The 23,251-nt window shown below is 45.2% G+C and carries 22 protein-coding genes; 16 read left to right on the forward strand and 6 right to left on the reverse strand.

Translation table 11 applies throughout. The features are described from left to right. Positions 1-35: 35 nt before the first annotated feature. From rbfA to AWH66_RS05415, 7 genes are all read left to right on the forward strand, one after another. The gene (gene rbfA / locus AWH66_RS05385) at positions 36-452 is read left to right on the forward strand and encodes a 30S ribosome-binding factor RbfA (RefSeq protein ID WP_042496581.1); all 417 of its coding nucleotides are present in this window, start codon (positions 36-38) and stop codon (positions 450-452) included. Then, the gene (truB, locus tag AWH66_RS05390; protein WP_063605995.1) at positions 452-1,405 is read left to right on the forward strand and encodes a tRNA pseudouridine(55) synthase TruB; all 954 of its coding nucleotides are present in this window, start codon (positions 452-454) and stop codon (positions 1,403-1,405) included. The genes rbfA and truB overlap by 1 nt, the downstream gene beginning before the upstream one ends. Positions 1,406-1,523: 118 nt before the next feature. Further along, the gene (gene rpsO, locus AWH66_RS05395) at positions 1,524-1,793 is read left to right on the forward strand and encodes a 30S ribosomal protein S15 (RefSeq protein ID WP_005380094.1); all 270 of its coding nucleotides are present in this window, start codon (positions 1,524-1,526) and stop codon (positions 1,791-1,793) included. Positions 1,794-2,103: 310 nt separating this feature from the next. Further along, on the forward strand, positions 2,104-4,245 hold the full coding sequence (pnp, locus tag AWH66_RS05400) for a polyribonucleotide nucleotidyltransferase (RefSeq protein ID WP_063605996.1): 2,142 nt from the start codon (positions 2,104-2,106) through the stop codon (positions 4,243-4,245). Between the two features lie 176 nt (positions 4,246-4,421). Then, positions 4,422-5,357, forward strand: a complete 936-nt coding sequence (gene nlpI, locus AWH66_RS05405) for a lipoprotein NlpI (protein WP_063605997.1) — start codon at positions 4,422-4,424, stop codon at positions 5,355-5,357. Between the two features lie 122 nt (positions 5,358-5,479). Beyond that, positions 5,480-5,890, forward strand: coding sequence for a MarR family winged helix-turn-helix transcriptional regulator (locus AWH66_RS05410; RefSeq protein ID WP_063605998.1), 411 nt, complete (start codon positions 5,480-5,482; stop codon positions 5,888-5,890). A gap of 46 nt (positions 5,891-5,936) precedes the next feature. Further along, positions 5,937-7,277, forward strand: a complete 1,341-nt coding sequence (locus AWH66_RS05415) for an MATE family efflux transporter (protein WP_063605999.1) — start codon at positions 5,937-5,939, stop codon at positions 7,275-7,277. A gap of 49 nt (positions 7,278-7,326) precedes the next feature. Here the strand turns inward: AWH66_RS05415 and AWH66_RS05420 are convergent, their stop codons facing one another. The 3 genes from AWH66_RS05420 to AWH66_RS05430 form a co-directional block, all read right to left on the reverse strand. Further along, entirely contained in the window at positions 7,327-8,205 is an 879-nt protein-coding gene (locus AWH66_RS05420) for a U32 family peptidase (RefSeq protein WP_063606000.1), read from the reverse strand. Between the two features lie 10 nt (positions 8,206-8,215). Further along, a complete protein-coding gene (gene ubiU, locus AWH66_RS05425; RefSeq protein WP_063606001.1) occupies positions 8,216-9,229 on the reverse strand; it encodes a ubiquinone anaerobic biosynthesis protein UbiU in 1,014 nt (337 codons plus the stop codon). Positions 9,230-9,355: 126 nt separating this feature from the next. Further along, positions 9,356-11,395, reverse strand: a complete 2,040-nt coding sequence (locus AWH66_RS05430) for a sensor domain-containing protein (RefSeq protein WP_063606002.1) — start codon at positions 11,393-11,395, stop codon at positions 9,356-9,358. 179 nt (positions 11,396-11,574) lie between these two features. Here AWH66_RS05430 and ubiT point away from each other — a divergent pair, with 179 nt between their 5' ends. From ubiT to AWH66_RS05465, 7 genes are all read left to right on the forward strand, one after another. Then, positions 11,575-12,102 carry a ubiquinone anaerobic biosynthesis accessory factor UbiT gene (ubiT, locus tag AWH66_RS05435; RefSeq protein WP_063606003.1) on the forward strand — a complete coding sequence of 176 codons (528 nt, stop codon included), beginning with the start codon at positions 11,575-11,577 and terminating at the stop codon, positions 12,100-12,102. Further along, a complete protein-coding gene (locus AWH66_RS05440) occupies positions 12,086-12,601 on the forward strand; it encodes a GNAT family N-acetyltransferase (RefSeq protein WP_063606004.1) in 516 nt (171 codons plus the stop codon). Before ubiT ends, AWH66_RS05440 begins: the two co-directional genes overlap by 17 nt. Positions 12,602-12,747: 146 nt before the next feature. Further along, the gene (locus AWH66_RS05445; protein WP_063606005.1) at positions 12,748-13,179 is read left to right on the forward strand and encodes a DNA polymerase III subunit psi; all 432 of its coding nucleotides are present in this window, start codon (positions 12,748-12,750) and stop codon (positions 13,177-13,179) included. Next, positions 13,172-13,630: a ribosomal protein S18-alanine N-acetyltransferase gene (gene rimI / locus AWH66_RS05450; protein WP_063606006.1), complete on the forward strand. Its 459-nt coding sequence runs from the start codon at positions 13,172-13,174 to the stop codon at positions 13,628-13,630. The genes AWH66_RS05445 and rimI overlap by 8 nt, the downstream gene beginning before the upstream one ends. Before the next feature lie 171 nt (positions 13,631-13,801). Next, complete coding sequence (locus AWH66_RS05455; RefSeq protein ID WP_063606007.1) at positions 13,802-14,593, forward strand: hypothetical protein; 792 nt, start codon at positions 13,802-13,804, stop codon at positions 14,591-14,593. A gap of 201 nt (positions 14,594-14,794) precedes the next feature. Further along, entirely contained in the window at positions 14,795-15,562 is a 768-nt protein-coding gene (locus AWH66_RS05460; protein ID WP_063606008.1) for an SDR family NAD(P)-dependent oxidoreductase, read from the forward strand. Positions 15,563-15,575: 13 nt separating this feature from the next. After that, on the forward strand, positions 15,576-15,965 hold the full coding sequence (locus tag AWH66_RS05465; RefSeq protein WP_063606009.1) for a hypothetical protein: 390 nt from the start codon (positions 15,576-15,578) through the stop codon (positions 15,963-15,965). Positions 15,966-16,020: 55 nt separating this feature from the next. On the opposite strand, the gene AWH66_RS05470 is transcribed toward AWH66_RS05465, so the two are convergent. After that, the gene (locus AWH66_RS05470) at positions 16,021-17,676 is read right to left on the reverse strand and encodes a hypothetical protein (RefSeq protein ID WP_063606010.1); all 1,656 of its coding nucleotides are present in this window, start codon (positions 17,674-17,676) and stop codon (positions 16,021-16,023) included. 271 nt (positions 17,677-17,947) lie between these two features. Here AWH66_RS05470 and AWH66_RS05475 point away from each other — a divergent pair, with 271 nt between their 5' ends. Beyond that, positions 17,948-19,072 carry a BamA/TamA family outer membrane protein gene (locus tag AWH66_RS05475; protein WP_063606011.1) on the forward strand — a complete coding sequence of 375 codons (1,125 nt, stop codon included), beginning with the start codon at positions 17,948-17,950 and terminating at the stop codon, positions 19,070-19,072. 56 nt (positions 19,073-19,128) lie between these two features. Here the strand turns inward: AWH66_RS05475 and AWH66_RS05480 are convergent, their stop codons facing one another. Further along, positions 19,129-20,310, reverse strand: coding sequence for an MFS transporter (locus AWH66_RS05480; RefSeq protein ID WP_063606012.1), 1,182 nt, complete (start codon positions 20,308-20,310; stop codon positions 19,129-19,131). A 309-nt stretch (positions 20,311-20,619) separates the two neighbouring features. On the opposite strand from AWH66_RS05480, the gene prfC reads away from it, so the two are divergent. Continuing rightward, complete coding sequence (gene prfC, locus AWH66_RS05485; protein WP_006071994.1) at positions 20,620-22,209, forward strand: peptide chain release factor 3; 1,590 nt, start codon at positions 20,620-20,622, stop codon at positions 22,207-22,209. A gap of 75 nt (positions 22,210-22,284) precedes the next feature. On the opposite strand, the gene AWH66_RS05490 is transcribed toward prfC, so the two are convergent. Then, complete coding sequence (locus AWH66_RS05490) at positions 22,285-23,250, reverse strand: ABC transporter permease (protein ID WP_063606013.1); 966 nt, start codon at positions 23,248-23,250, stop codon at positions 22,285-22,287. Position 23,251: the final 1 nt, after the last annotated feature.

Here is a 23,251-nt window from a genome sequence, read left to right on the forward strand (position 1 = left end):
ACCATCCCCCCATTCTTTCTATAGTGAGAAAAGAAATGTCAAAAGAATTTAGCCGCACACAACGTGTTGCGCAGCAACTACAAAAAGAGCTTGCTCTTATCCTTCAACGCGAAGTTCGTGATTCTCGCCTAGGTATGGTGACGATTTCAGACGTAGAAGTCTCTCGTGACCTAGCATACGCAAAAGTATTCGTTACTTTCCTATGTGTAGGTGAGCAAACCCCTGAATCTAGCATCGCTGCACTTCGTGAACACGAAGCTCACATTCGTATGATGCTAGGTAAGCGCATTCGCTTGCGTCTAACCCCAGAAGTCCGCTTCCAATACGACAACACGCTTGTTGAAGGTATGCGTATGTCTAACCTTGTTAGCGAAGTGGTTAGCGAAGACAAGCGTAAGCAAAACGAAGCAGGTCGCAGCGAAGAAAACGGCGCTGAGGGAGAAGAGCAGTAATGGCTAGACGTCGCAAGGGACGTCCAGTCAACGGCGTTATCCTCTTAGATAAACCTACCGGTATTTCATCAAATGATGCGCTGCAAAAAGTAAAGCGTATCTACTTTGCTGAGAAAGCAGGGCACACAGGTGCACTTGACCCACTAGCAACAGGCATGTTGCCAATTTGCTTAGGTGAAGCAACTAAGTTTTCTCAGTTCCTCTTAGATTCAGACAAGCGCTACCGCGTAATTGCTAAGCTTGGTGAGCGTACCAACACCTCTGACTCAGACGGTGAAGTGGTTGAAACTCGAGATATCAATGTAACGCCAGAGCTTCTTGATGAGTGCATCGACAAGTTCCGTGGTGAGTCTGATCAAGTTCCGTCGATGTTCTCTGCGCTGAAGTATCAAGGTAAGCCTCTCTATGAGTACGCTCGCCAAGGTATCGAAGTGCCGCGTGAAGCACGTAAAATTACCGTGTATGAAATCGTCTTACATCGCTTTGAAGGTGATGAAGTTGAGATGGAAGTACATTGCTCAAAAGGCACCTACATTCGTACTATCGTCGACGATTTAGGGGAAATGCTGGGCTGTGGTGCACACGTGACTATGCTACGTCGTACTGCTGTTGCTAAGTACCCGTATGAGAACATGGTTACTCTTGAACAGCTTAACGAGCTGTTCGAACAGGCAAAACGCGAAGAGCGTCAACCGCGCGAGCTGCTTGACCCATTACTGATGCCAATGGACAGCGCAGTACAAGACCTTGAAGAAGTGAATGTATTGCCAGAGCTGGGTGACCTGCTCCAGCATGGTCAGCCGGTGCAGGTTCCTGGTTTACCAGTTGATGCACCTGTGCGCATGACCATGGGTGAAGATCGTTTGTTTATTGGCGTTGGTGCCATGAATGATGATGGCAAACTAGCACCTAAGCGACTCGTTGTTTTCCGTGAGGAAGAAAGTGCTCAATAGAGCGACGAATACTCCTTGCTCTAGCTAGAATTATTCCCTATAATTCGCGCTTCGCGTAGCGGCTGAATCAGAGATTGGCTGCTACAAATTTTAAACTTACTCTTATTAGGAGAGAATTATGTCTCTGAATGCAGAAACTAAAGCAGCAATCGTTGCAGAATACGCACAAGGCGAAGGCGACACTGGTTCACCAGAAGTTCAAGTAGCTCTACTTACAGCTTCTATCAACCACCTACAAGGTCACTTCAAAGCACACAAAGGCGATCACCACAGCCGTCGTGGTCTTCTACGTATGGTTTCTCGTCGTCGTAAGCTTCTAGATTACCTAAAAGGTAAAAACCTAGCTCGCTACCAAGACCTAATCAAACGTCTAGGCCTACGTCGCTAATCAGCGTCTGCATAGAAAGTTTGTTAAAAGGGGCTATATGCCCCTTTTTTGTTAGCTAAATTTCTTAGTTAATAGCAAAACTTCCACTAAGTAGTTTATACTACGTCCCGTCTAAACTGAGTTGTGAAGAGCAAGCACGTTTAGTCACAATTTGCTCAGTACGTTACAGTCCATTTAGTCGACCTCAGGGTCGCGACTATTCCAAGCACACTTACTTTTTCAAGTGAAGTTTGTTTGAACTAGTCGCGATTTGTAATGCATTGAGCGCACAATCAATGATCTGGAATGATTCCAGAAAAAAGGAAATACAATGTTCGAAAAACCAGTTGTTAAGTCGTTCCAATACGGCAACCACACTGTGACGCTAGAAACTGGCGTTATCGCACGTCAAGCTACTGCAGCTGTAATGGTAACAATGGACGATACGTCAGTATTCGTTTCTGTTGTTGGTAAGAAAGAAGCAGTAGAAGGTCAAGACTTCTTCCCGCTAACAGTAAACTACCAAGAGCGTACTTACGCGGCAGGTAAAATCCCAGGTGGTTTCTTCAAGCGTGAAGGTCGTCCTTCTGAAGGCGAAACATTGACTGCACGTCTAATCGACCGTCCAATTCGTCCTCTTTTCCCAGACGCATTCAAAAACGAAGTTCAGGTAATCGCGACAGTAATGTCTGTAAACCCGAACGTTCAACCAGACATGGTAACAATGATCGGTACTTCAGCTGCTCTTGCTATCTCTGGTATTCCGTTCAACGGTCCTATCGGTGCAGCACGTGTTGGTCATATTGACGGTCAACTAGTTCTAAACCCAAGCAACACTGAGCTAGAAAACTCTAAACTAGACCTAGTAGTTGCAGGTACTGAAGGCGCTGTTCTTATGGTTGAGTCTGAAGCAGACAACCTAACAGAAGAAGAGATGCTATCAGCAGTGGTTTACGGCCACGACCAACAGCAAGTTGTTATCAAAGCAATCAACGAGTTTGCAGCTGAAGTTGCTACTCCAGCTTGGGACTGGGTTGCTCCAGAAGAGAACACGACTCTTAACAACCGCATCGCTGAACTAGCAGAAGCTAAGCTTGTTGAAGCGTACCAAATCACTGAAAAGATGGCTCGTTACGATCGCATCCACGCGATTGCAGCAGAAGTAAATGAAGTACTACTTGCTGAAGATCCAGAAGCGAACACCAAAGAAATCCACACTATTTTCCACGACCTAGAGAAGACGGTTGTACGTCGTAGCATCATCGCGGGTAACCCACGTATCGATGGCCGTGAAAAAGACATGGTTCGTGCACTAGACGTGCGCACTGGCGTTCTTCCACGTACTCACGGTTCTTCACTGTTCACTCGCGGTGAAACTCAGGCAATCGTAACTGCGACTCTTGGTACGCAGCGTGATGCTCAAATCATTGATGAGCTAACAGGTGAGCGTAAAGATCACTTCCTACTACACTACAACTTCCCTCCATACTGTGTTGGCGAAACTGGTTTTGTAGGTTCTCCAAAGCGTCGTGAAATCGGTCACGGTAAACTGGCTAAGCGCGGTATCGCAGCAGTAATGCCTTCTGTTGAAGAATTCCCATACACAGTACGTGTTGTATCGGAAATCACTGAATCTAACGGTTCATCTTCAATGGCTTCTGTATGTGGTACGTCTCTAGCACTTATGGATGCTGGTGTTCCAATCAAGTCTTCTGTTGCGGGTATCGCAATGGGTCTAGTTAAAGAAGGCGACGACTTCGTTGTTCTTTCTGACATCCTGGGTGATGAAGACCACCTAGGTGACATGGACTTTAAGGTGGCAGGTACTAACACTGGTATCACTGCACTTCAAATGGACATTAAGATCGAAGGTATCACTAAAGAGATCATGCAAATTGCTCTTAACCAAGCGCAAGGTGCACGTAAGCACATCCTATCTGTAATGGATGAAGCTATCTCTGGTGCTCGTGAAGATATCTCTGAGTTTGCTCCACGTATCCACACAATGAAGATCAGCGCAGACAAGATCAAAGACGTTATCGGTAAAGGTGGCGCAGTTATCCGTCAGCTAACTGAAGAAACGGGTACCACTATCGAGATCGAAGATGATGGTACTATCAAGATCGCAGCAACTGACGGTGACCAAGCTAAAGATGCAATCGCTCGTATCGAAGCGATCACTGCAGAAGTTGAAGTTGGTAAGATCTACACGGGTAAAGTTGCTCGTCTAGCAGACTTCGGTGCATTCGTAACGGTTCTTCCAGGTAAAGATGGTCTAGTACACATCTCTCAAATCGCTCACGAGCGTGTTGAGAAAGTGACTGACTACCTGAAAGAAGGTCAAGAAGTTCAAGTTAAAGTGCTTGAAATTGACCGCCAAGGTCGTGTACGTCTAAGCATGAAAGAAGCAATGGAAAAGCCTGAAGCGAAAGCTCCAGCAGCGGATGAAAATTCAGCGTCTGACGCAGAATAATTCGCTTTTCTAGACCATTACGTTAAAAAGCGTGCTATAAAGAGGGGGCAATAGCCCCCTTTTTTAATGCGCGAAGGATAATTCCCGCTACTACGCATTACGCTGTGCAACTATAACGATACTTTAAATGTTGCCAATAATAGCGACGCCATAGTGGGTACAAGGAGAATGATATAGTGAAGTTGTTTCGAATCTTAGGATTAAGCTTAGTGGTGGCAGTGACTGGTTGTGCTACCAACTCGTCAACACAAGATGAACAATGGTTGAACCCACCAATGGCTGTGCCATTACAGGCAAATGTTCAATACGAAGTTCAAGTCGCCCGATTGACACAGCTTCTGCAGCGCAGTGACCTTGAGAATGACGTCAGAGCAAAAATGCACTTCGAGCGAGGCTCCTATTACAACAGTCTCGGATTACGTGACTTGGCTCAGTTAGACTTCAATCAGTCATTACAACTTAACCCTGCGCAACCTGTCGTTTTTAACCAAGTGGGGCAGTACTTTACCCAAATTGGCGATTTTGACTCTGCGTATGAAGCCTTCGATTCGAGTTTAGAGCTTGACCCTTCAAACTCTTATGCGTTAAGAAACCGTTCTATTGCGCTTTACTATGGTGATCGTATCCCATTAGCGATTGAGGGTATGACGCGTTATTACCAAGAGAACCCTGCCGATCCGTATCGTGCACTTTGGCTCTACATCATTTCTCGTGAGGCAGGTCCACTGGATGCAGCTATTGCACTAGAGAAGCGCTACCAAGCACGTAATAATGATTGGGGCTGGATTCTAGTTGCGCTGATGTTAGATAAAGTTTCTGAAGAGCAGGCGTTTAAAGCGATTCTTACCAGCAGCAGAGACAATAACGTGTTGGCGGAAAGACTCACCGAGGTCTATTTCTACTTAGCGAAGCGTCATCAAATTGACGGCAATTATCCAGCAGCAGTTTCTCTTTATAAACTGGCCATCGCCCAGAATGTCTACGATTATGCCGAGCATAAGTACGCATTTCTTGAGTTAACAAAAATCTTTGAAATTGTGAGAGCACAGCAAGCGGAGCAGGCGAAGCAAGAAGCTAAGCAAGCAGAAGCGAGTGCCACTGAATCACAGTAATGTGAACTTCTCATCATCATTACCATTAAAACACTAGCTTAGCGCTGGTGTTTTTTTTATGAATTGACTCCAGTTCTAATTTGGCTAAACTAGTTAGCTAGGCTAATTAATAGTTAATATGAATGACTATAGAAACTAATTTAGAGAAGATGGAGCGGCTGACGTCGAAAGTATGGCGTAGTTACAGCAAAGAAGATCCGCTAGGACACTTGAGCTTCAATGAATACGATTATTTAAAGGCAATACAATCCTCAGCAGAGCCGATTCGATTAACCGATTTGGCAAAAGAGTTAGAGGTATCCAAACCTTCGGCAACCAATATGGTTAAGAGACTTGAGCGTAAAGGTTTGGTGAAGCGATTGCCATGTATCGAAGACGCGCGTTCAAAGCGAGTTACCTTGACTGAGAGGTCACGATTACCGCTAATGTCGGAAGCTGAGATATACAGTGTGGTAGCAGATAAACTACGAGCACATTTAGATGATAAAGAATTTGCAATGCTTGACACGCTATTGACCAAAGCACTGAGATAAAAATTTAAGGATTTAGTTAGCTAAGATAACTAACTATTTTGATAATATGACTGAGAAATCAATCTATAAACAATTCTGGCGCTATGCCATTCCGACCGTTGCGGCCATGTTGGTTAATGGTCTTTACCAAGTGGTCGATGGCATCTTCATTGGACAGTATATGGGAGGGGATGGCCTAGCCGGCATTAACCTCGCGTGGCCAATAATCGGTACGATTCTTGGCCTAGGTATGATGATCGGTGTAGGTACGGGCGCGCTAGCCTCTATCAAGCAAGGTGAAGGGGATTTTTCTGCCGCAAAAAGTGCATTGGCAACAGGGGTAATTGCGCTTGTGGCCTTAAGCCCTATTATTGCTGTGATTTTGTGGCAATACTCAGGGGTATTTCTAAGTATTCAAGGTGCAGAAGGGCGAGTACATGATCTGGCTATGCAGTACTTGGATATCTTGATTATTGGTAGTGTGTTTACGCTGGGCTCGATAGCAGTGCCATTTTTGCTACGTAATGATGATAGTCCTAACACCGCCACTATGTTGATGGTGTTAGGTGCCATTATTAATATTGCCTTGGACTATTGGTTTATCGCTGTTCTTGATTGGGAGTTGCGTGGTGCCGCGTTAGCGACAGCGATTGCTCAAGCGGTAGTGACACTGCTAGGTTTTGCCTACTTCTTTTCAGATAGAGCTAAGATGCGCTTAACGGTAGGCGATCTTAAGTTCCAATTTAGTTTGCTGCCATCAATCATCTCTATTGGTCTGGCGAGTTTCTTCATGTATGCCTATGGCTCGTTTATGGTCGCTCTACACAATGGACTGTTTGCTGATTATGGTTCGGTTACCTTAGTGGGGGCCTATGCGATATTGGGTTATATCGTCGCGTTTTACTATCTTGTGGCAGAGGGATTGGCAAATGCTATGCAGCCATTACTGAGCTATAACTATGGCGCGAGAAGACAAGATAATATGCGCAAGCTATTTAATATTGCGACTTTGAGTGCGGTATTAGGTGGTGCTATTTTTGTCACTGTGTTAAACCTGTTCCCATATCAAACGGTATCAATCTTTAACTCAAGTGAGCCATTGTTGATTGAGCACACCGTAAACGGGATTCGTCTCCACTTATTCTCAATGTTCTTAGATGGCTTTATTGTGGTGGCTGCCGCGTACTATCAAGCGATCAGTCATAGCCGCAAAGCGTTATTCGTGACGCTAGGCAATATGTTGGTTCAGTTGCCATTCTTGTACATTATGCCCAAGCTATGGGGTGTGGATGGTATCTGGGTGGCGTACCCACTTTCCAACATCGCGATCAGTTTGGTAGTCGGTGTTATGATATGGCGTGACATTAGTAAGCTTGATAGAACGGCTTTAAAGCCGGTCACTGCCTAACAAAAAGACCTCGCGTATCGGTGAGGTCTTTTTCATTTCGAGTCTGAGATTAAATCTGCTTGATATCGAGCCCGGCGATTTGATGCCAGTAGCCGTTACATTGCCTATCCAATATTTTTGCTGGTTGTGAGCCATCTTCGTTCGCTTTAAATCGATCAACTTCGGCGAAGGTATCCAACCCTAGTGGGCTCAGCCTTACCACATCTACCAAACCTTGCATAGATTTCAGGTCATTGATCAAGTTGTATTGGTAACCAGATTGAGTCTGAATACCATTGAGGTTAAAGACCGACTGACCTTCTTGGCTCTCCACTTGAAGACCTGTTGGATACTTGATGCAGCAAGTTTCGCAATCGTCTTTTGCTCGGTTCTCTGCGCGAGCAGTAAAGCAGCGTGCGGAGTAGGCTAGCGGTAGATAACCGTGACTAAAGACTTCTACCTCAAATTGATCGCGGATACCAATACTGTCGGCTTGATCTAGAGCGTTGCTTAGCCATTCACGTGATAACTCAACAGGCATACACCAGCGAATCATGCCTTGTTTGACGAATAGCTTCAGTGTGTGGGCATTGTAGGTATTAACGGCAGGACCCACAACAAATGGAACTTTGTGTTCACTTGCTAGTTGAATCGCTGAGACATCATTGGCTTCGATAGCAAAGTCACCATTATCGATGTACTTTTTCATGATGTTAACTTCGCTTGGTGCTTCTAGCAGTGCCATCGTTGACAGAACGACCTGCTTGCCTGCTAGATTTAGCTCCTTAGCGACATCTAACCAGTGTGTTGGTTTCATCTCTCTGCGTTTTGAGCAAACGGTTTCTCCAAGATACACGATATCTGCGGAGCTCGATTTAGCTTGCTCATAGAAACTTTCAACGTCTTGCTTTGGCCAAAAGTACAGTAATGGGCCTAATGCGTATTTCATAAGTTGCTCCTTACTGCCATTTTCTATGGTAGGCACCCAATGTGGTTTGGGTTCCCTCAGAGACATTTGCCAAGGCTTGATCCCAGGTTGGTTTCACTTGATAGTTCTCAGGGTTACGTTGATATGCATCGATGGCTTCACGCCAGGTTCGAGTGACTTGCTCAACGTAAGCTGGACTGCGCTGACGTCCTTCAATTTTCACCGACGCGACATTAGCGGCGAACAGTTCAGGAAGCATAGACAAAGTGTTCAAACTGGTTGGTTCTTCAAGCGCATGGTAGCGCTTACGCTCTCCTTCTATTTCGGCTTCAAAGCGGCCTTTACAGAGTGTTGGATAGCCAGCATTTTCGCCCTTAGCGTAACGATCGATAAGAATGTCGTTGAGACGAGATTCTAACCCTTGCTCTGTTTCTTGCCAGCGCACGTATTTCGCTGGAGAACATGCGCCAACCGTATTAGGTGATTCACCAGTCAAGTACGACGATAAATAGCAGCGCCCTTCAGACATGATACAAAGACTGCCGAACGCGAAGACTTCAAGTTCGACATCAGAGGTAATGTTTCTAGACAGTTGCTTTACCTGATGAATAGATAGCACTCGAGGCAATACAACACGCTTTACATTAAAGTTTTTATGGTAGAAGTCTACAGCAGCCACATTGGTCGCTGAAGCTTGTACTGAGAGGTGTAACTCTAGATCAGGATACTTATTGGCAGCGTAGTCCAACACGGCAATATCGGCGACAATCAATGCATCGACACCAAGATCGGCAGCTTGGTCGACGGCATTGGTCCAGCGCTCAAAGCCATTAGGGTGTGCGAAGGTATTCAACGCGATATGTAGCTTTTTATTGCGATCGTGAACATATTGAGCCGCACGATCGAGTTTCTTTCCCGTAAAGTTCAGACCAGCGAAATGACGCGCGTTGGTATCATCTTTGAAACCGATGTAAACCGCATCCGCACCGCAATCAATTGCAGTTTTTAGAGCAGGCAAATTCCCTGCTGGGCATAAGAGTTCCATATGCTCATTACCATATTTCTGACAGTAGCCCGCATTTTATGAACAATTATGAACAGCGAATTTGATGTAAGGCAGGTTTACCTTAATAAACACGTAATTAACACCAAAGAGGTAACGTTAACACGGTCAATTTCGATGACGACGGTTTTGCGCAAATAGTGCTTCGACTTCGTGCTTAGGCTGTGGTCGGTGGAAGTGGAAGCCTTGTATGGAGTTACAGTTAAGATTGGAGAGCAGTGTCGCTTGATGGCGTGTCTCCACACCTTCGGCGACCACAGAGAGATTGAGTGATTTACCGAGGTTGATGATGTTTTCGATAACGGTGAGCTGTTTTGGTAGTGTATCGATGTCCATGATAAAGGCGCGGTCGATTTTAAGTTCATCTATTGGGAAGTGCGCTAAGTAGGATAGCGAAGAGTACCCTGTACCGAAGTCGTCAATAGACAACGCAAAGCCGAGTTTCTTAATGGCATCGAGCATTTGCAATGTGTGTTCACTGTTGCTCATTACCGCACTTTCAGTGAGTTCGAACGTGATACAGCTAGGATCCAGTCCCGTGCTGCGTAATAAGCGCTCCATATAATCGATAAGCTTAGGGTTGCCAAATTGTTCTGGAGACAAGTTGATCGCCACGCGACCCGGCAAGATACCTTGTAGTTTCCAGCGTTTGACGGTGTTGAACACATCACGCATGACCACTCGGCCAAGGCTTTCGATTAGTCCTGCTTGTTCTGCCACTGGGATGAACGAAGCTGGGCTTATATAACCTTCGACGGGGTGCTTCCATCGAACTAGCGCTTCTGCACCGTTGATACTAAAGTCACGAGCATTGACTTTGGGTTGATACCATACTTCCAAGCCATTCTGTTGTAGCGCTTTTTGCAGTTCTATTTCTAACCAAAGACGCATACGCGCTTCTTTGTTCATTTGGTCGTTGAACTTAACGAGACGGTTCCTACCTCTGGCTTTGGCCTCATACATGGCGGTATCAGCATTTTGCAGCAGGATACGTGCATCATTTCCATCGTTTGGGTAATGAACACTGCCAATGGAGCAAGCAAGGCGTTTGCTGAAGTGGTGTAAATCGAAAGGTTGGTTGATGAGACCAATGATTTTCTCAGCCAACATTTCTACCGTGCTGTTGCTTTCGGGTTCTGGGAGAATTATTCCAAACTCATCACCGCCTAAATGGGCCAATACCGATTGTTGAGGAAGATGACGCTTCAGTCTAGAAGATACCTCCTGAATCACTCGGTCGCCAATGTGGTGTCCTAAAGAGTCATTGATGTTCTTAAAGTTATCAATGTCGAGGTACAGCATGACGAGCGGAGTTTTATCTTGAATAAAATGATCCAAGCAACGGGTGAAACCTAGTCGGTTGTACAGCTTCGTCAGGGTATCAATGTTGACGTCTTCATTGCTGTTTTGAGCCACTGGGTTTGGCTTTTCGTCCATATCTTGAATTAGGACTAAGTGAGCACTGTTGCCAAACAGATTAGCGTCATCGACATGCAGCGACAGTCGGCGCTGCGTTCCGCAGTACTCACTGGTCAAAAAGTGCAGTGGTGTGCCGTTAACGATATTGGCTAAATCGAGTTGCACACGATTGTTATTTTTCTCGTTACTTAGTAAGCGATTTAACGACTCACCTAGTAAATCGGTACTTTTTGCGTAACCAAATAGACGTGCAGACGCAGGGTTGGCCGATAAAATACAATCGTCTTCAACCAGAATTAATCCATCTGGGATAAGCTGAGAAAGTTTAAGGAATTTGCTTTCTGATTCTTCGAGAGAGCGGGTTAGGATCTGTTTTTCGGATGTGTCAATGGCATGGAATACGATGTATTCGATGATGCCGTCATTGAGGATTGGCGACACACTGAAATGCAGACTGGATTCCACATCCGACTCATCGAGTGTCACTTCCGCTTCAATCGACTCGCCTTGTAGCGCTCGATCGTAATAGGGTTTTAACTGGTTATAAAAACGCTCACCTAGTATTTGCAAATCATTCATGCCAACTAAGTCGCTGTGTGTTAACCCTGCCACATCACAATAACGGTCGTTGACCATACAGTAATGATGTTCGTCATCCAAAATAGCAAAAAAGAAGGGGCTATTGGATGTTAACTTCGCAAAGTATTCCTTTAACATTTTGGATGACATCAATGTACTACCAGTTCTCCGGAGAGCTTATATATCAGTAACCCCAACACTATAACTGTGATTTATCAGTTAGAAAAGGGCAAAGGCGAAAGCAAAAAATTTTTGATGCACAACAGGATTTTTTTTGTACTAATACCGTATTATTAGCCTTCTGAACTACAAATTAACGGAAAAACCGCGTGTTAGACAAGATTCGAAGTCAACTAGTTAAAAACGCAGCACAAATTTTGCGATCTCCAGTCCACTTTCTGCCAACTAAAATCCAGAATAGAGCTTTGCTTGAAGGGCTAAAAACCGTTTTTAAAGAAGCACTTGAGGACGGTGACTTTGAATTTCTCGAAGAAAAATGGCTAAAAGTTCATATTCGTGATCTAAACCTCAGTTGGTATATTTCTTACAGCGATGAACAGCTGGTCGTTTCTGAAACTATCGAGCAGGAAGACGTCAGTTTTAGCGGTAATTTAAATGATTTAGTATTGATTGCGGGTCGTAAAGAAGACCCAGATACTTTATTCTTCCAACGCCGCTTGAGTATTGAAGGTGATACCGAGTTAGGCCTAGAAGTGAAGAACTTGATGGATAGCGTTGATCTTGACGCATTACCGAAACCAATGCTTTCTGCATTGACTCATTTAGCGGATTTTGTTCAGAAAGGCATGCAGCCTGCAACAAATCCTAACGAGGTAGCGAATGCTTATTCGAACTGAAGCGCCGGCCGATATACTTACCATTGATCGTTTACTCAAATCGGTATTTGATACGGATGCAGAAGCCAATTTAGTGATGGCATTGCGAGAGAATGGCCGCCTAACGTTATCTTTAGTTGCGTGTTCTGATGAAGGTGAAATCATTGGGCATCTGTTGTTTACACCTGTCACTATCGATGGCGACGACTTGTCATGGCAAGGTTTAGCACCGTTAGCGGTTGCCAAAGAGCATCAGGGTAAAGGAGTGGCATCTGCACTCGTTGAAGAAGCATTCACCACTTTACCTGAGTTCGGTTATCCCGCTTGTGTGGTGCTTGGAGACCCAAGCTATTACGGACGATTCCAGTTTTCTGCTGCAGCTGACTATGATCTTCATTGTCAGTGGGAAGTGCCAGAAGGCGCATTCCAAGTTCGTTCATTGACGGAAAACTCGGTGGCTGAACAGCTTGCTGGCCGTAAAGGGTTGGTGGATTACTGTCCTGAGTTTAACGGTTTGTAATAGCGTTCAAAATGAAATACCAAGCCTAGCGCTGTATTATCACCGCTAGGCTTTGCTTTATCCGGACGCTGATATCTTGGTAATCAAATAGAGCTCTGCTAAACTGCGCGTCATTATGACGGCGAACTACTTGGCGCAAATCAATCATGCAAGACAGCATAAAACTACAGTTAATGGGCGTTCAAACATGGGAGCTAACTCACCCAGAGCGCATTCCTGTGCGCAGTAGCCCTTCGTTGTCACTTCGGCCTGACTGTCGACTCTTGTTTGTGTCATCAGTAAAACCGCAAGGCGACAGTGTACTGTTCTATCAGAAGATCCTTAAAGCGATGAAGTTGGATCTTAGTGAGACGTTACATATTGCTCCAGAACAACTACTTAGTATTGATGGTCAACATATACCAGAATGGATATGGTTTGCTGGAGAAGAACAGGCAAACGAGCGTTTTGCTCAATTAACGCAACAGTATCAATTCACCACGTCCCCGAAAAAACTCGTTTCTCCGCAACTGCCTAACATTGATGGTAATGACATGGAAAGACGTGCACTTTGGAATCAAATCCGCAGCTATGGCTAATCTTACCTTTGCAATCATGGATACTGAGCATTTAGATGCCATTTTATCCATAGAAAATATGGCGCACTCCCATCCTTGGAAAGCCTCCATGATCACCGACTTGAATGGACGAGGAGCTTTCAATTATGTGCTTATGGCCGATGAACGCGTTGTTGGCTACTTTTATGCACAGAACATTGTAGGTGAAGTTTCGTTGCTAAATATTGCCGTTTCACCGAGAGAGCAAGGTAAAGGCTACGGTAGGGCATTGCTGAATCACTTTTTAGAGCAGTGCGAATCTCGTGAAGCAGAAAGTGCTTGGTTAGAGGTTCGAGAAAGTAACCAAGCCGCGGTTTCTTTGTATCTTGATGAAGGGTTTAATGAAGTTGACAGACGCCGTGATTATTACCCATCAGACCAAGGTCGAGAAGACGCGGTCATCATGAGTTATTATTTTTTATTCTCGAGTTAATTTTGCGGTCTATTTCTGAATCACTGAAGGTAGTAACCTATCCGCTCTGCCCTCAGTGAAGTGCGGTAATCTAATCGTTTTGTAAATAGGTTACATTACCCGTAGTTACTTCGATAAAAAAACGTTTTCCTCATACTTCCTATTAGTTATTGATAACAATAGGAATAGAAAATGAAACACTTCTCTGCACTTTCTACGGCCTTACTGAGTGTTGCTAGCGCTCAAGTAATGGCAGATGAGGCACAAGTGAATGATCCTGCCGATGTAACCCGCCCTCAAACTTATCTTAAAGTTGATTCTGGAGCCAAAGGTAAAGATGGTATGACTCGCCTACAGCTAAACATGGCAGGCTCATACAGCGAAGATATTGGTTATTTAGGCCAGTTCGAAACAGACTTTCAAACTAATCTGGATGCGCAGCAAGGCAAATCTAAAGACTTTGGTTTGTCGCGTATTCGAGCTCGTTACTTTCAAGTGCACGCAACGGGCTTAGAGGTGCTCCCAGAAATTGGTTTCTCACTGGATTACATCAGCTATGGCTCTAACTGGGTAGCTAAAAACTCAGGCACAGAGCAAACTGCTGCTATTGGTGCCGTGGCTAAAGTGATCACGCCATTTGAAAACTGGGTCTCTTATCCAAATTTGGCGGTAATGAAGAATGAGTACGACAATGGTCGCTCAGAAAATGGCTGGCAAGCGAATTGGTTTAACTCTTTCTATCTAACCGAAAAAGGGTCCTACATTACAGTGAACCCACAGTACGCCAACTACAACAATGCTATCGGTAAGAACGAACAATCTCTTGAATTGAATTTTGAAGGTGGCATTCCGCTCACCAATGACGGCAGCATCTGGGGTAACGTGACCTATTCTGAACACTTCTTTAAAGCGGCGGGTGAATCCCGTATGAAACACTTAGACGGTAACCGAGAAGTTCGTATCGGTGCGACTTGGTTCTTCTAGCCTCATTGCTTTATTCAGTCTAAGGCACGGAAGCCTTAATTCATCCTCTCTAATAGGTTCTTACTTTTCCTTTGTGTTACTGGATCGATTCCAGTTAATAACTCAACAGCGGTTATCGGTCGAGATAGAGTGCATTTTGACTTTGTATCCATGTTACTCAGCTCGTTTAATCCAGTGTGAACAATAAAAGAGAGACTAATAATGAAAGTGCCATTTCAGCTAACAGACCGAGTTGTAGTCATTATTGGCGGGACTTCCGGTATCGGAGAGGCGATTGCTCAGCGTTTTAGCTCCGCAGGCGCCAAATTGGTCATCGCTGGAGTCAATGCGCTGGACAAAGAGTTACAGTCACTAGAAGCCCTCTATATCCATGCAGATGTGACGGATGAGTTGTCACTAAGTGAACTGATGGCTATCACCTTCGAGCAATTTGGCAAAATTGATGTGTTAGTGAATTGCGCAGGCTCAACCAATGGTTACAGCACCATAGTGGAATCTAAAAAAGATGAGTATGAAGCCAATTTCTCCGTCAATGCACTAGGGACGGCATTGTCAATGAAGCATGCGGTGCCCTATATGCCCAAAGGCAGCAGTATCATCAATATTGCTTCGGTGTCAGGGACTCAAGGTGTGCCTTACCTAGGCGCGTTGGCCAGTTCAAAGTGGGCTGTGCTTGGCATCACTCAAACAGCGGCTTTGGAACTAGGTAGTAAACAGATTCGTGTCAATGCTGTTTGTCCCACTTCGGTCGATACCCCTCGTGCTTATGCCAAAGGTGGAGAACCTCAATTGAGAATGGAAAGGCGTTCGATTCCTATGGGAAGAATTGCTCAGCCTGAAGAAGTGGCGGCCGTTGTACACTTCTTGGCCTCTGAAGACAGCAGCTTTGTTAATGGCCAATCCATCGGTGTAGACGGTGGTTTTAGTGCAGGTATGAGCATTGAAGCCTACAACCAACTTGCGCAGTAATTGAGAGCAAACAATGAAAAAATACATTCAAATCACTTTAGCACTACTATTATCAACCAGCTTTAATAGCTTCGCGTACTACTGTGACCAAACAGCAGAAGGGACCATTGTGGGTGCCGTGGATGGAGCAATAACTGGAGCCATCGTTGGTGGTATTGTTGACGGTGGCGAAGGCGCAAAAACCGGTGCAGTTATTGGTGGTGGCGCAGGGGCAGTCGGTGGTGCTATCGATGGCGCTTATTATGAGGGTGCTTGTGAGATGGCAACTGACGCTATTGTAGAAGATGAGATCATCGCTGAAGAGTATATTGCTGAGGAATATATCGAAGAAGAATACATTGCCGAAGAAATCGTGGAAGAAGAGATTATCGAAGAGGAAATGTATGATGATTATTACGATTAGAATCTAGACAAAAAAGAGAGCAAACTGCTCTCTTTTTTAATGAATAATTATGAGGTTAAAGCCTGCCTAAAGCATCGAGAAGCTTTGTTTTTATCTCTGGGCTTGCAATATAAGCGCTGAGATAGTGCTCTTCATTGTTCTCAAAATCTGGCTGCATTTGCAGCATTTCTTTATAGCTGGCTTGAGCCTGTTTGAACTCACCTTTATATACTTGAATGATCGCTTTTAGCATCGGAATCCAAAATACACGGCGTAATGACAGCTTGCTAATGGCTTTATCGGCACCATCAAAATCATCAAGCATGATTTTGTGAATAATAGAGGCCACAGAGAACCATGGCGGTCTAAATGGGTTCAGAGCTTTTGAGTCTTGGATAAGTTGCAATCCTCGGTCAAATTCCCCTGCCATGCATAATGCCCAGCCGGATAAGCCAATTTGATAGGCGGCATTAGGGTTAATCGCAATCACTTTATCGACAGTCTCGATGACGCTACTGACGTCTCCAGCAACTTGGTGCGCCATTAACATCGCTATTTGAGACTCTTGGTTAGTCGGCTCTAGCTCAACTGCTCGTTTGGCATAGTTAAGGGCTGTTTCTACTGCACTGTCGACCTTATTCATTCCTAACATGTCAGCATCAAAGTAAAGTACAGCTAACATAGCATGCAGCAACGCAACATCAGGTTCATTTTGTACAGCGCTCAACAAGGCTTGAGTGGCCTGCTGGTGGGTATCTTCCGAGAGTGTCATTAAGTAGTGACGATAACGCAGTGTCGCTTCATAGGTAGAGAGATGCTCAATCTTTTTCTGGTTACAGCTTTGATAGATTTCTCTGTGAATAATGCCAAAGCTGGAAGCCAGTTCAGCCACGACTTCCGCAATGATGTCATCTTGAACAGAGAACAGATCGTCGGTTGCTAAATCACAGGTGTACTTCTCAGCCCAAACTTGCTCACCGGAGTCAGTGCGATACAGTTTGGCATAGATTCTCACCTTATTACCTAGTGCCTGCATGGTGCCGGAGGTAATAAACGACACACCTAGCTTTTCACCTAAACCTTTGACATCGGCAGAGGTTCGAGGATCAATGCTCGTTTCACCGAGAGCATGCATTGAGACGACTTTGAGCATATCAAAGCGAGCAAGCTCAGTGGCTAACTCTTCGCCGAAACCTTCAGCAAAAAAACGTTTCTCAGGATCATCTGACAGTGAAAGAAACGGTAATACCGTCAAAGTAGGGCTTAAGGATTTCTGAGTTTCACGAGCAAACTGAGCTAAGGATGCGGTTTGTCTTGCAGCTTGAGGCGCTTGCGGGGTAAACAATGGGCTATAACGCCCTTTTGGAATTGACAGGACAATGGGGTCATTAACGCCTTCGGTAAGGTAGTAGGTTTCTAGAGTTCGGCGAACTCGCCCTGCTTGAATTCGAACGATAGGATCAGCTTGGTGGTCAAAATCGGCATCACGATCAAACACTTCAGTTGCGATCGTAAACTGTTTTAGACGATCACCGTTACCAATGAGAGTCTGCTCAACAACAAAAGACAGTAACTCTTTCATCTTCGGGCTTTGATCAAATGCTTTACTCGAAAGAATGCGGTTAAGCTGATCTTTGACTCGGGTTTGGTTCTCTTCTATTCGAATATCTAATGGAGCTTGTTCTGACACCGTAGTTAACTCTCTTATCGTAGGATCTGGGTATTTTGCCATTTTAAGACAGCTAAAAATAGTAATGAGTTCACTATTTGCGACTGCTTACCTGTGTTATTTAAGGTTAGCACTAAATGGCTGAGACCTTAGCTAGAAAGCATTGAAGTGTAGGGTAAGTCCGAGATTTATTGATAGATCTTGTCAAATTGCCTTAGTGTAGTAGCAAGTTTTTGAAATGATGTATATTTAGTTGGATAATTGTTAAAACATATAACTAGCAAGCTTTTCATTGCTTTGATGGATCGGTTTGCATAGCGTTCAAGGAAGAAATATGAAGAAGCTACCAGTATGGTTGTTGGGTGGTATGGCAGCGGCGTCTTCTGTCTCTGCGATGGAACAGTTCCTCGATCCTAAAGATGGCATGTTCGATGCTAGTAAATGGGTACTTGATAATGCGGTTGGCTTTATGCCTGTGCCCATAATTATTACCGATCCCGCTGTTGGGGCTGGTGGTGGTGCAGCGTTGCTGTTTTTCCACGAATCAGAAAAACGTAAACAACTACGTGAAGAGAATCCCGATGAAGTCGTGGGATTACCGCCGAGTGTGACGGCGGTTGCCGCTGCTGCGACAGAAAATGGCTCGTGGTTAACCGGGGCGTTTCACTTCGGCTCATGGCTGGAAGATACGTGGCGTTATCAAGGTGGTCTGTTCTACGGCTCATTCAACCTAAAATATTACGAAGGTGATATTCCTTTCGATTTCAATATTGACGGCTTGTACTTCATGCAGGACATTGATTATCGCATTGCGGGCAGCGATTGGTTTGTCGGTGCCAAATATTCCCTCCTATCTTCCCAAAGTACTTTTGATATTGGCAATATTATTCCGGGTATACCGCCTATCGATTACGACATGAATGACGCGGGGGTTGAATTAAAAGTCACTTATGACAGCCGAGATACTATTTTTACACCTAATGACGGTCTGAAAGCCAAGCTGAGCGTCGATTTTCACAATTCGGCTTTTGGTGGCGATGTGGACTACCAAAAAGGACGTTTTCAAACCAACTATTTTGCACCGTTAACCAGTGATTTTGTTCTGGGGCTGCGTGGCGATTATCAAACCGTTTCCAACGACGCACCATACTATGCTCGTCCATTTATTAGCATGCGTGGTATTCCAGCAATGCGCTATCAAGGCGATGAAATGGCGTTGGTTGAAGTGGAGGCTCGATATGACCTTACCCCTCGTTGGTCGCTAATTGGTTTTACCGGCACTGGCAAAGCGTTTGATGACGGCGATAGTTTTTCAGATGCCAAATATCAAAATGTAGTTGGCGGTGGTTTTCGCTATTTGGTGGCGAGACAGTTAAACATGCGCGCTGGTGTCGATGTTGCAAAAGGTCCTGAAGAGTGGGCGTACTATATCACCGTAGGTCATGCTTGGCAGCTGTAGTAATAGAGTATTCAGAGTGATTAGAGCCAGCTATACGCTGGCTCTATTGTTAGTGGTTATTTTGCTTTTGATATTAGAGTGGTAATCGCAATGGCTATAGCGACAACAATGCTTCCCGCGCAGTAATTGACAACAGCAACAAACCCTTCATTTTCGATCAGTTGACCCGCAATAAACGTACCTACGCCAAATCCGCCCGCCATTGAGAATAATAACAAGCCTTGAGTTAAAGCAGGCGAGCTTGGGCTCAGGCTATCAGCGATCGATGGAATGGCCATATCAAACCATGAAATTGCCTGCATCATCAGCATGATCAGCAAGATTGGAATGAAACTTGGGATGGTCGAGCCTACAGCCAGCCACAAGCCGAGAGCGGTAATGGCATAGCAAAGTAGGGCGGCTATCCATACAGCGTAGGCACCATACTTTTCTGCGAAACGACCTGCGGGTTCAAGCAAGACCATAGTTAACACCGCAGAGGCTGATAATCCAAAGGCGGAGTGTCCCAAGTCGACGTTGAACACCTCCTTGATGATTAATGGCCCTGTTTCCATTAGGTTGCTCGAGGTAAACATCGAAATGAATACTGTCGTGAGGAACAACACAAAAGCGAGAGTTCGTGGTGTTGATGTTGGTGTGTCATTCGCTGAAGGTAACTCGCTGTTATCTGTCTCTGTAGTCATCTCAATCTTAGGCGGTGGTGACACAAACACCGCAAGGAGAGAAACCATGACCAATCCCATCAGGAGTATCAATTGCTGTTCACTACTCCAGCCTAATAGGCTCACGATACCGACCAGCAAACCAGCAACGACGATACCGAAAAACTGCAATTGAAATAGTCGACTCAATCCGCGACTGTGCGCTTCTTTTGGTAGTGCGTTAAGAACGAAGGTTGGGTTAAGAACCAGTTGAGTTACCGTGCCGATACCGATAGACAAACCGACTAGTACATATAAGTAGGCTTGATTGGTGGCAAAATAGAGCAAAGCTAGCGAAAGTAGGTGGGCAAATAGCGCTACCTTTTGCATTTGGCGATGAATGGCGTATCGATCGCATATCCAGCCAATTAACGGTGCACAGATTCCAAATAGCCCAATAACAGACATGACAACGCCCATAAGCGCGCCACTTCCGGTGCGCTCTATAATGAGTGGTGTCAACATCAAGGCGATACCTACCCATTGCACGACACCGATAGACATTTGTGCCAGATACCAAGGACGAAATATTTTCATAAATGATTTACCTATAGAGAAGTGATAGGTAAACACTGGGTTGCAGAACTTAGCTATCGCCACTTTAATTCACTCATAGTGTAAAAAGAGGTAGCGACTTGCCGAAGTGTATAACCCGTAATTACTTTGTTGGAATAGGTATGTTACTTACTAGAAACCTAGGTACAGAGAAAACTATTGATTGAGAAACCTAGCTAGATCGGTGAAAATAGCGCCCATTATTTTTTCGACGCCTTCGAATAGCTTAAACACCTGTAGATCTAATAGGTGTTCGAGCGGCTATTCTACAAACCAAGAAGATCGAGATTCATGTCAAATCCACAATTTCAGCAACAAGTTTCTAAGCGTAGAACTTTTGCGATCATCTCTCACCCGGATGCGGGTAAAACCACCATTACTGAAAAAGTACTGTTATTCGGAAACGCTATCCAAAAAGCAGGAACTGTCAAAGGTCGTGGCAGTGCGCAGCACGCCAAGTCAGACTGGATGGAAATGGAAAAAGAGCGTGGTATCTCGGTAACAACGTCCGTGATGCAGTTCCCTTACAATGACTGTTTGGTTAACCTGCTTGATACTCCTGGACACGAAGACTTCTCGGAAGATACCTATCGTACGCTTACCGCCGTTGACTCATGTTTGATGGTAATCGATGCGGCAAAAGGTGTCGAAGACCGTACCCGTAAATTGATGGAAGTAACTCGTCTGCGTGACACGCCTATCGTGACCTTCATGAACAAATTGGACCGTGATGTACGTGATCCAATGGAAGTGCTGGACGAAGTAGAAAGCGAACTGGGTATGATGTGTGCACCTATCTCTTGGCCAATTGGTTGTGGTAAAGAGTTTAAGGGTGTTTATCACATTCACCGTGACGAAACGATTCTGTACGAATCTGGCCATGGTCATGAAATCCAAGAAGTTCGTATCATCAAAGGGTTAGATAACCCAGACCTTGACGACGCGGTAGGTGCTGATTTAGCAGAAAGTGTTCGTGAAGAGTTAGAGCTAGTGATGGGCGCATGTCCTGAGTTTGATCTTGATTCTTTCCTTAAAGGTGAGCTAACTCCAGTATACTTTGGTACCGCACTTGGTAACTTTGGTGTTGACCACATGCTAGACGGCCTGACTAAGTGGGCACCAGCACCACAAACGCGTCAAGCGAATGAGCGTGATGTTGAAGCGACAGAAGAGAAGTTTTCTGGCTTCGTCTTTAAGATTCAGGCAAACATGGATCCAAAGCACCGCGACCGTATCGCCTTTATGCGTATTGTCTCCGGTACCTATTCTCAAGGTATGAAGATGAACCACGTACGCACCGGTAAAACAGTCAGCATTTCAGACGCGGTTACGTTTATGGCGGGTGACCGTTCTCGCGCCGAAAAAGCGTATGCCGGTGATATCATTGGTCTTCATAACCACGGCACCATTCAAATTGGTGACACCTTTACTCAAGGTGAAGCGCTGAAGTTCTCTGGCATTCCAAACTTTGCACCGGAGCTATTCCGTCGTATTCGTCTAAAAGATCCATTGAAGCAGAAACAGCTATTGAAAGGTTTGGTTCAGCTTTCTGAAGAGGGTGCTGTTCAGGTATTCCGTCCGCTACAAAACAACGACCTTATTGTTGGTGCGGTTGGTGTGCTTCAGTTTGACGTGGTTGTTGCTCGTCTAAAATCTGAGTACAACGTTGAAGCGATTTATGAAAGTGTTAACGTTGCAACCGCTCGTTGGGTTGAGTGTGATGATGACAAGAAGCTTGAAGACTTCAAACGTAAGAACCAACAAAACCTTGCGCTTGATGGTGGTGACAACTTGAGCTACGTAGCACCAACTATGGTTAACTTGAACCTAGCGCAAGAGCGTTTCCCGGATATTAAATTCCGTGCAACACGTGAGCACTAATCTATAGTTGCTAATACAAGATAATAAAAAACCGCTCATTTGAGCGGTTTTTTTCGGTCTGCATATCGCATCCGGTTATTCGCGTTCTTTAGTGTAAGGCACGCCGATGGCTTTTGGTGCTACCGCTTTACCAATAAATCCTGCCAGTAGGAATACGGTTAGCACATACGGTATGGCTTCAATTGCTTGCACCGGAATAGGGAAGTCACCAATGGTCACCCCTTGCATACGGATTGCCAGGGCATCTAAGAAGCCGAATAGTAAACATGCACCCATCGCGGTAAACGGACGCCACTTACCAAAAATAAGCGCTGCCAATGCCATATAACCTTTACCTGCACTCATGTTTGGAATGAACTGAGCCGTTTGCGCTACCGACAAGTAGACGCCACCAATGCCCACCAATACCCCACAGATTGCTACTGCGGCGTAACGCATACGAACCACTGAAATACCCGCAGTATCCACTGCTGATGGGGATTCACCAACGGCACGTAGGCGTAAACCAAAGCGAGTTTTAAATAGCAAATACCAACAAGCAGGAACAATGAACACAACAAGGTAAACTAAGATGGAGTGACCACTAATTAGCTCGGAATAGATGTCGCCAAGAATAGGTACATCCGCAACAGCATCAGCGCCGGGGAAGGTTATCGGAGCAAAACGAGCGTCACCAGACAGCGCAGGCGTTTGACCACCTTGTTGGAACCAGTGGCGACCTAACGTAATGGTTAAGCCTGCGGCGAGAATATTAATTGCCATACCACTGACTACTTGATCCCCTCTATGAGTGATACAAGCAAAACCGTGAAGTAACGCTAATAGTACCGAGACACCAATGCCAGCAAATAGGCCGAGCCACGCTGAACCTGTGACATGTGCGGTTGCTGCACCAGCAAAAGCTGCGGCCAGTAGTTTGCCTTCTAGTGCGATGTTAACAATCCCTGAACGTTCGCAGAACATACCTGCCAACGAGGCAAGAATCAGTGGCGTAGCCACACGTAAGGTGGCATCAAGCATGAGAATAATCGTTTCAAACATA

This window comes from Vibrio barjaei (genome assembly GCF_001639065.2).
Lineage (GTDB): Bacteria > Pseudomonadota > Gammaproteobacteria > Enterobacterales > Vibrionaceae > Vibrio > Vibrio barjaei.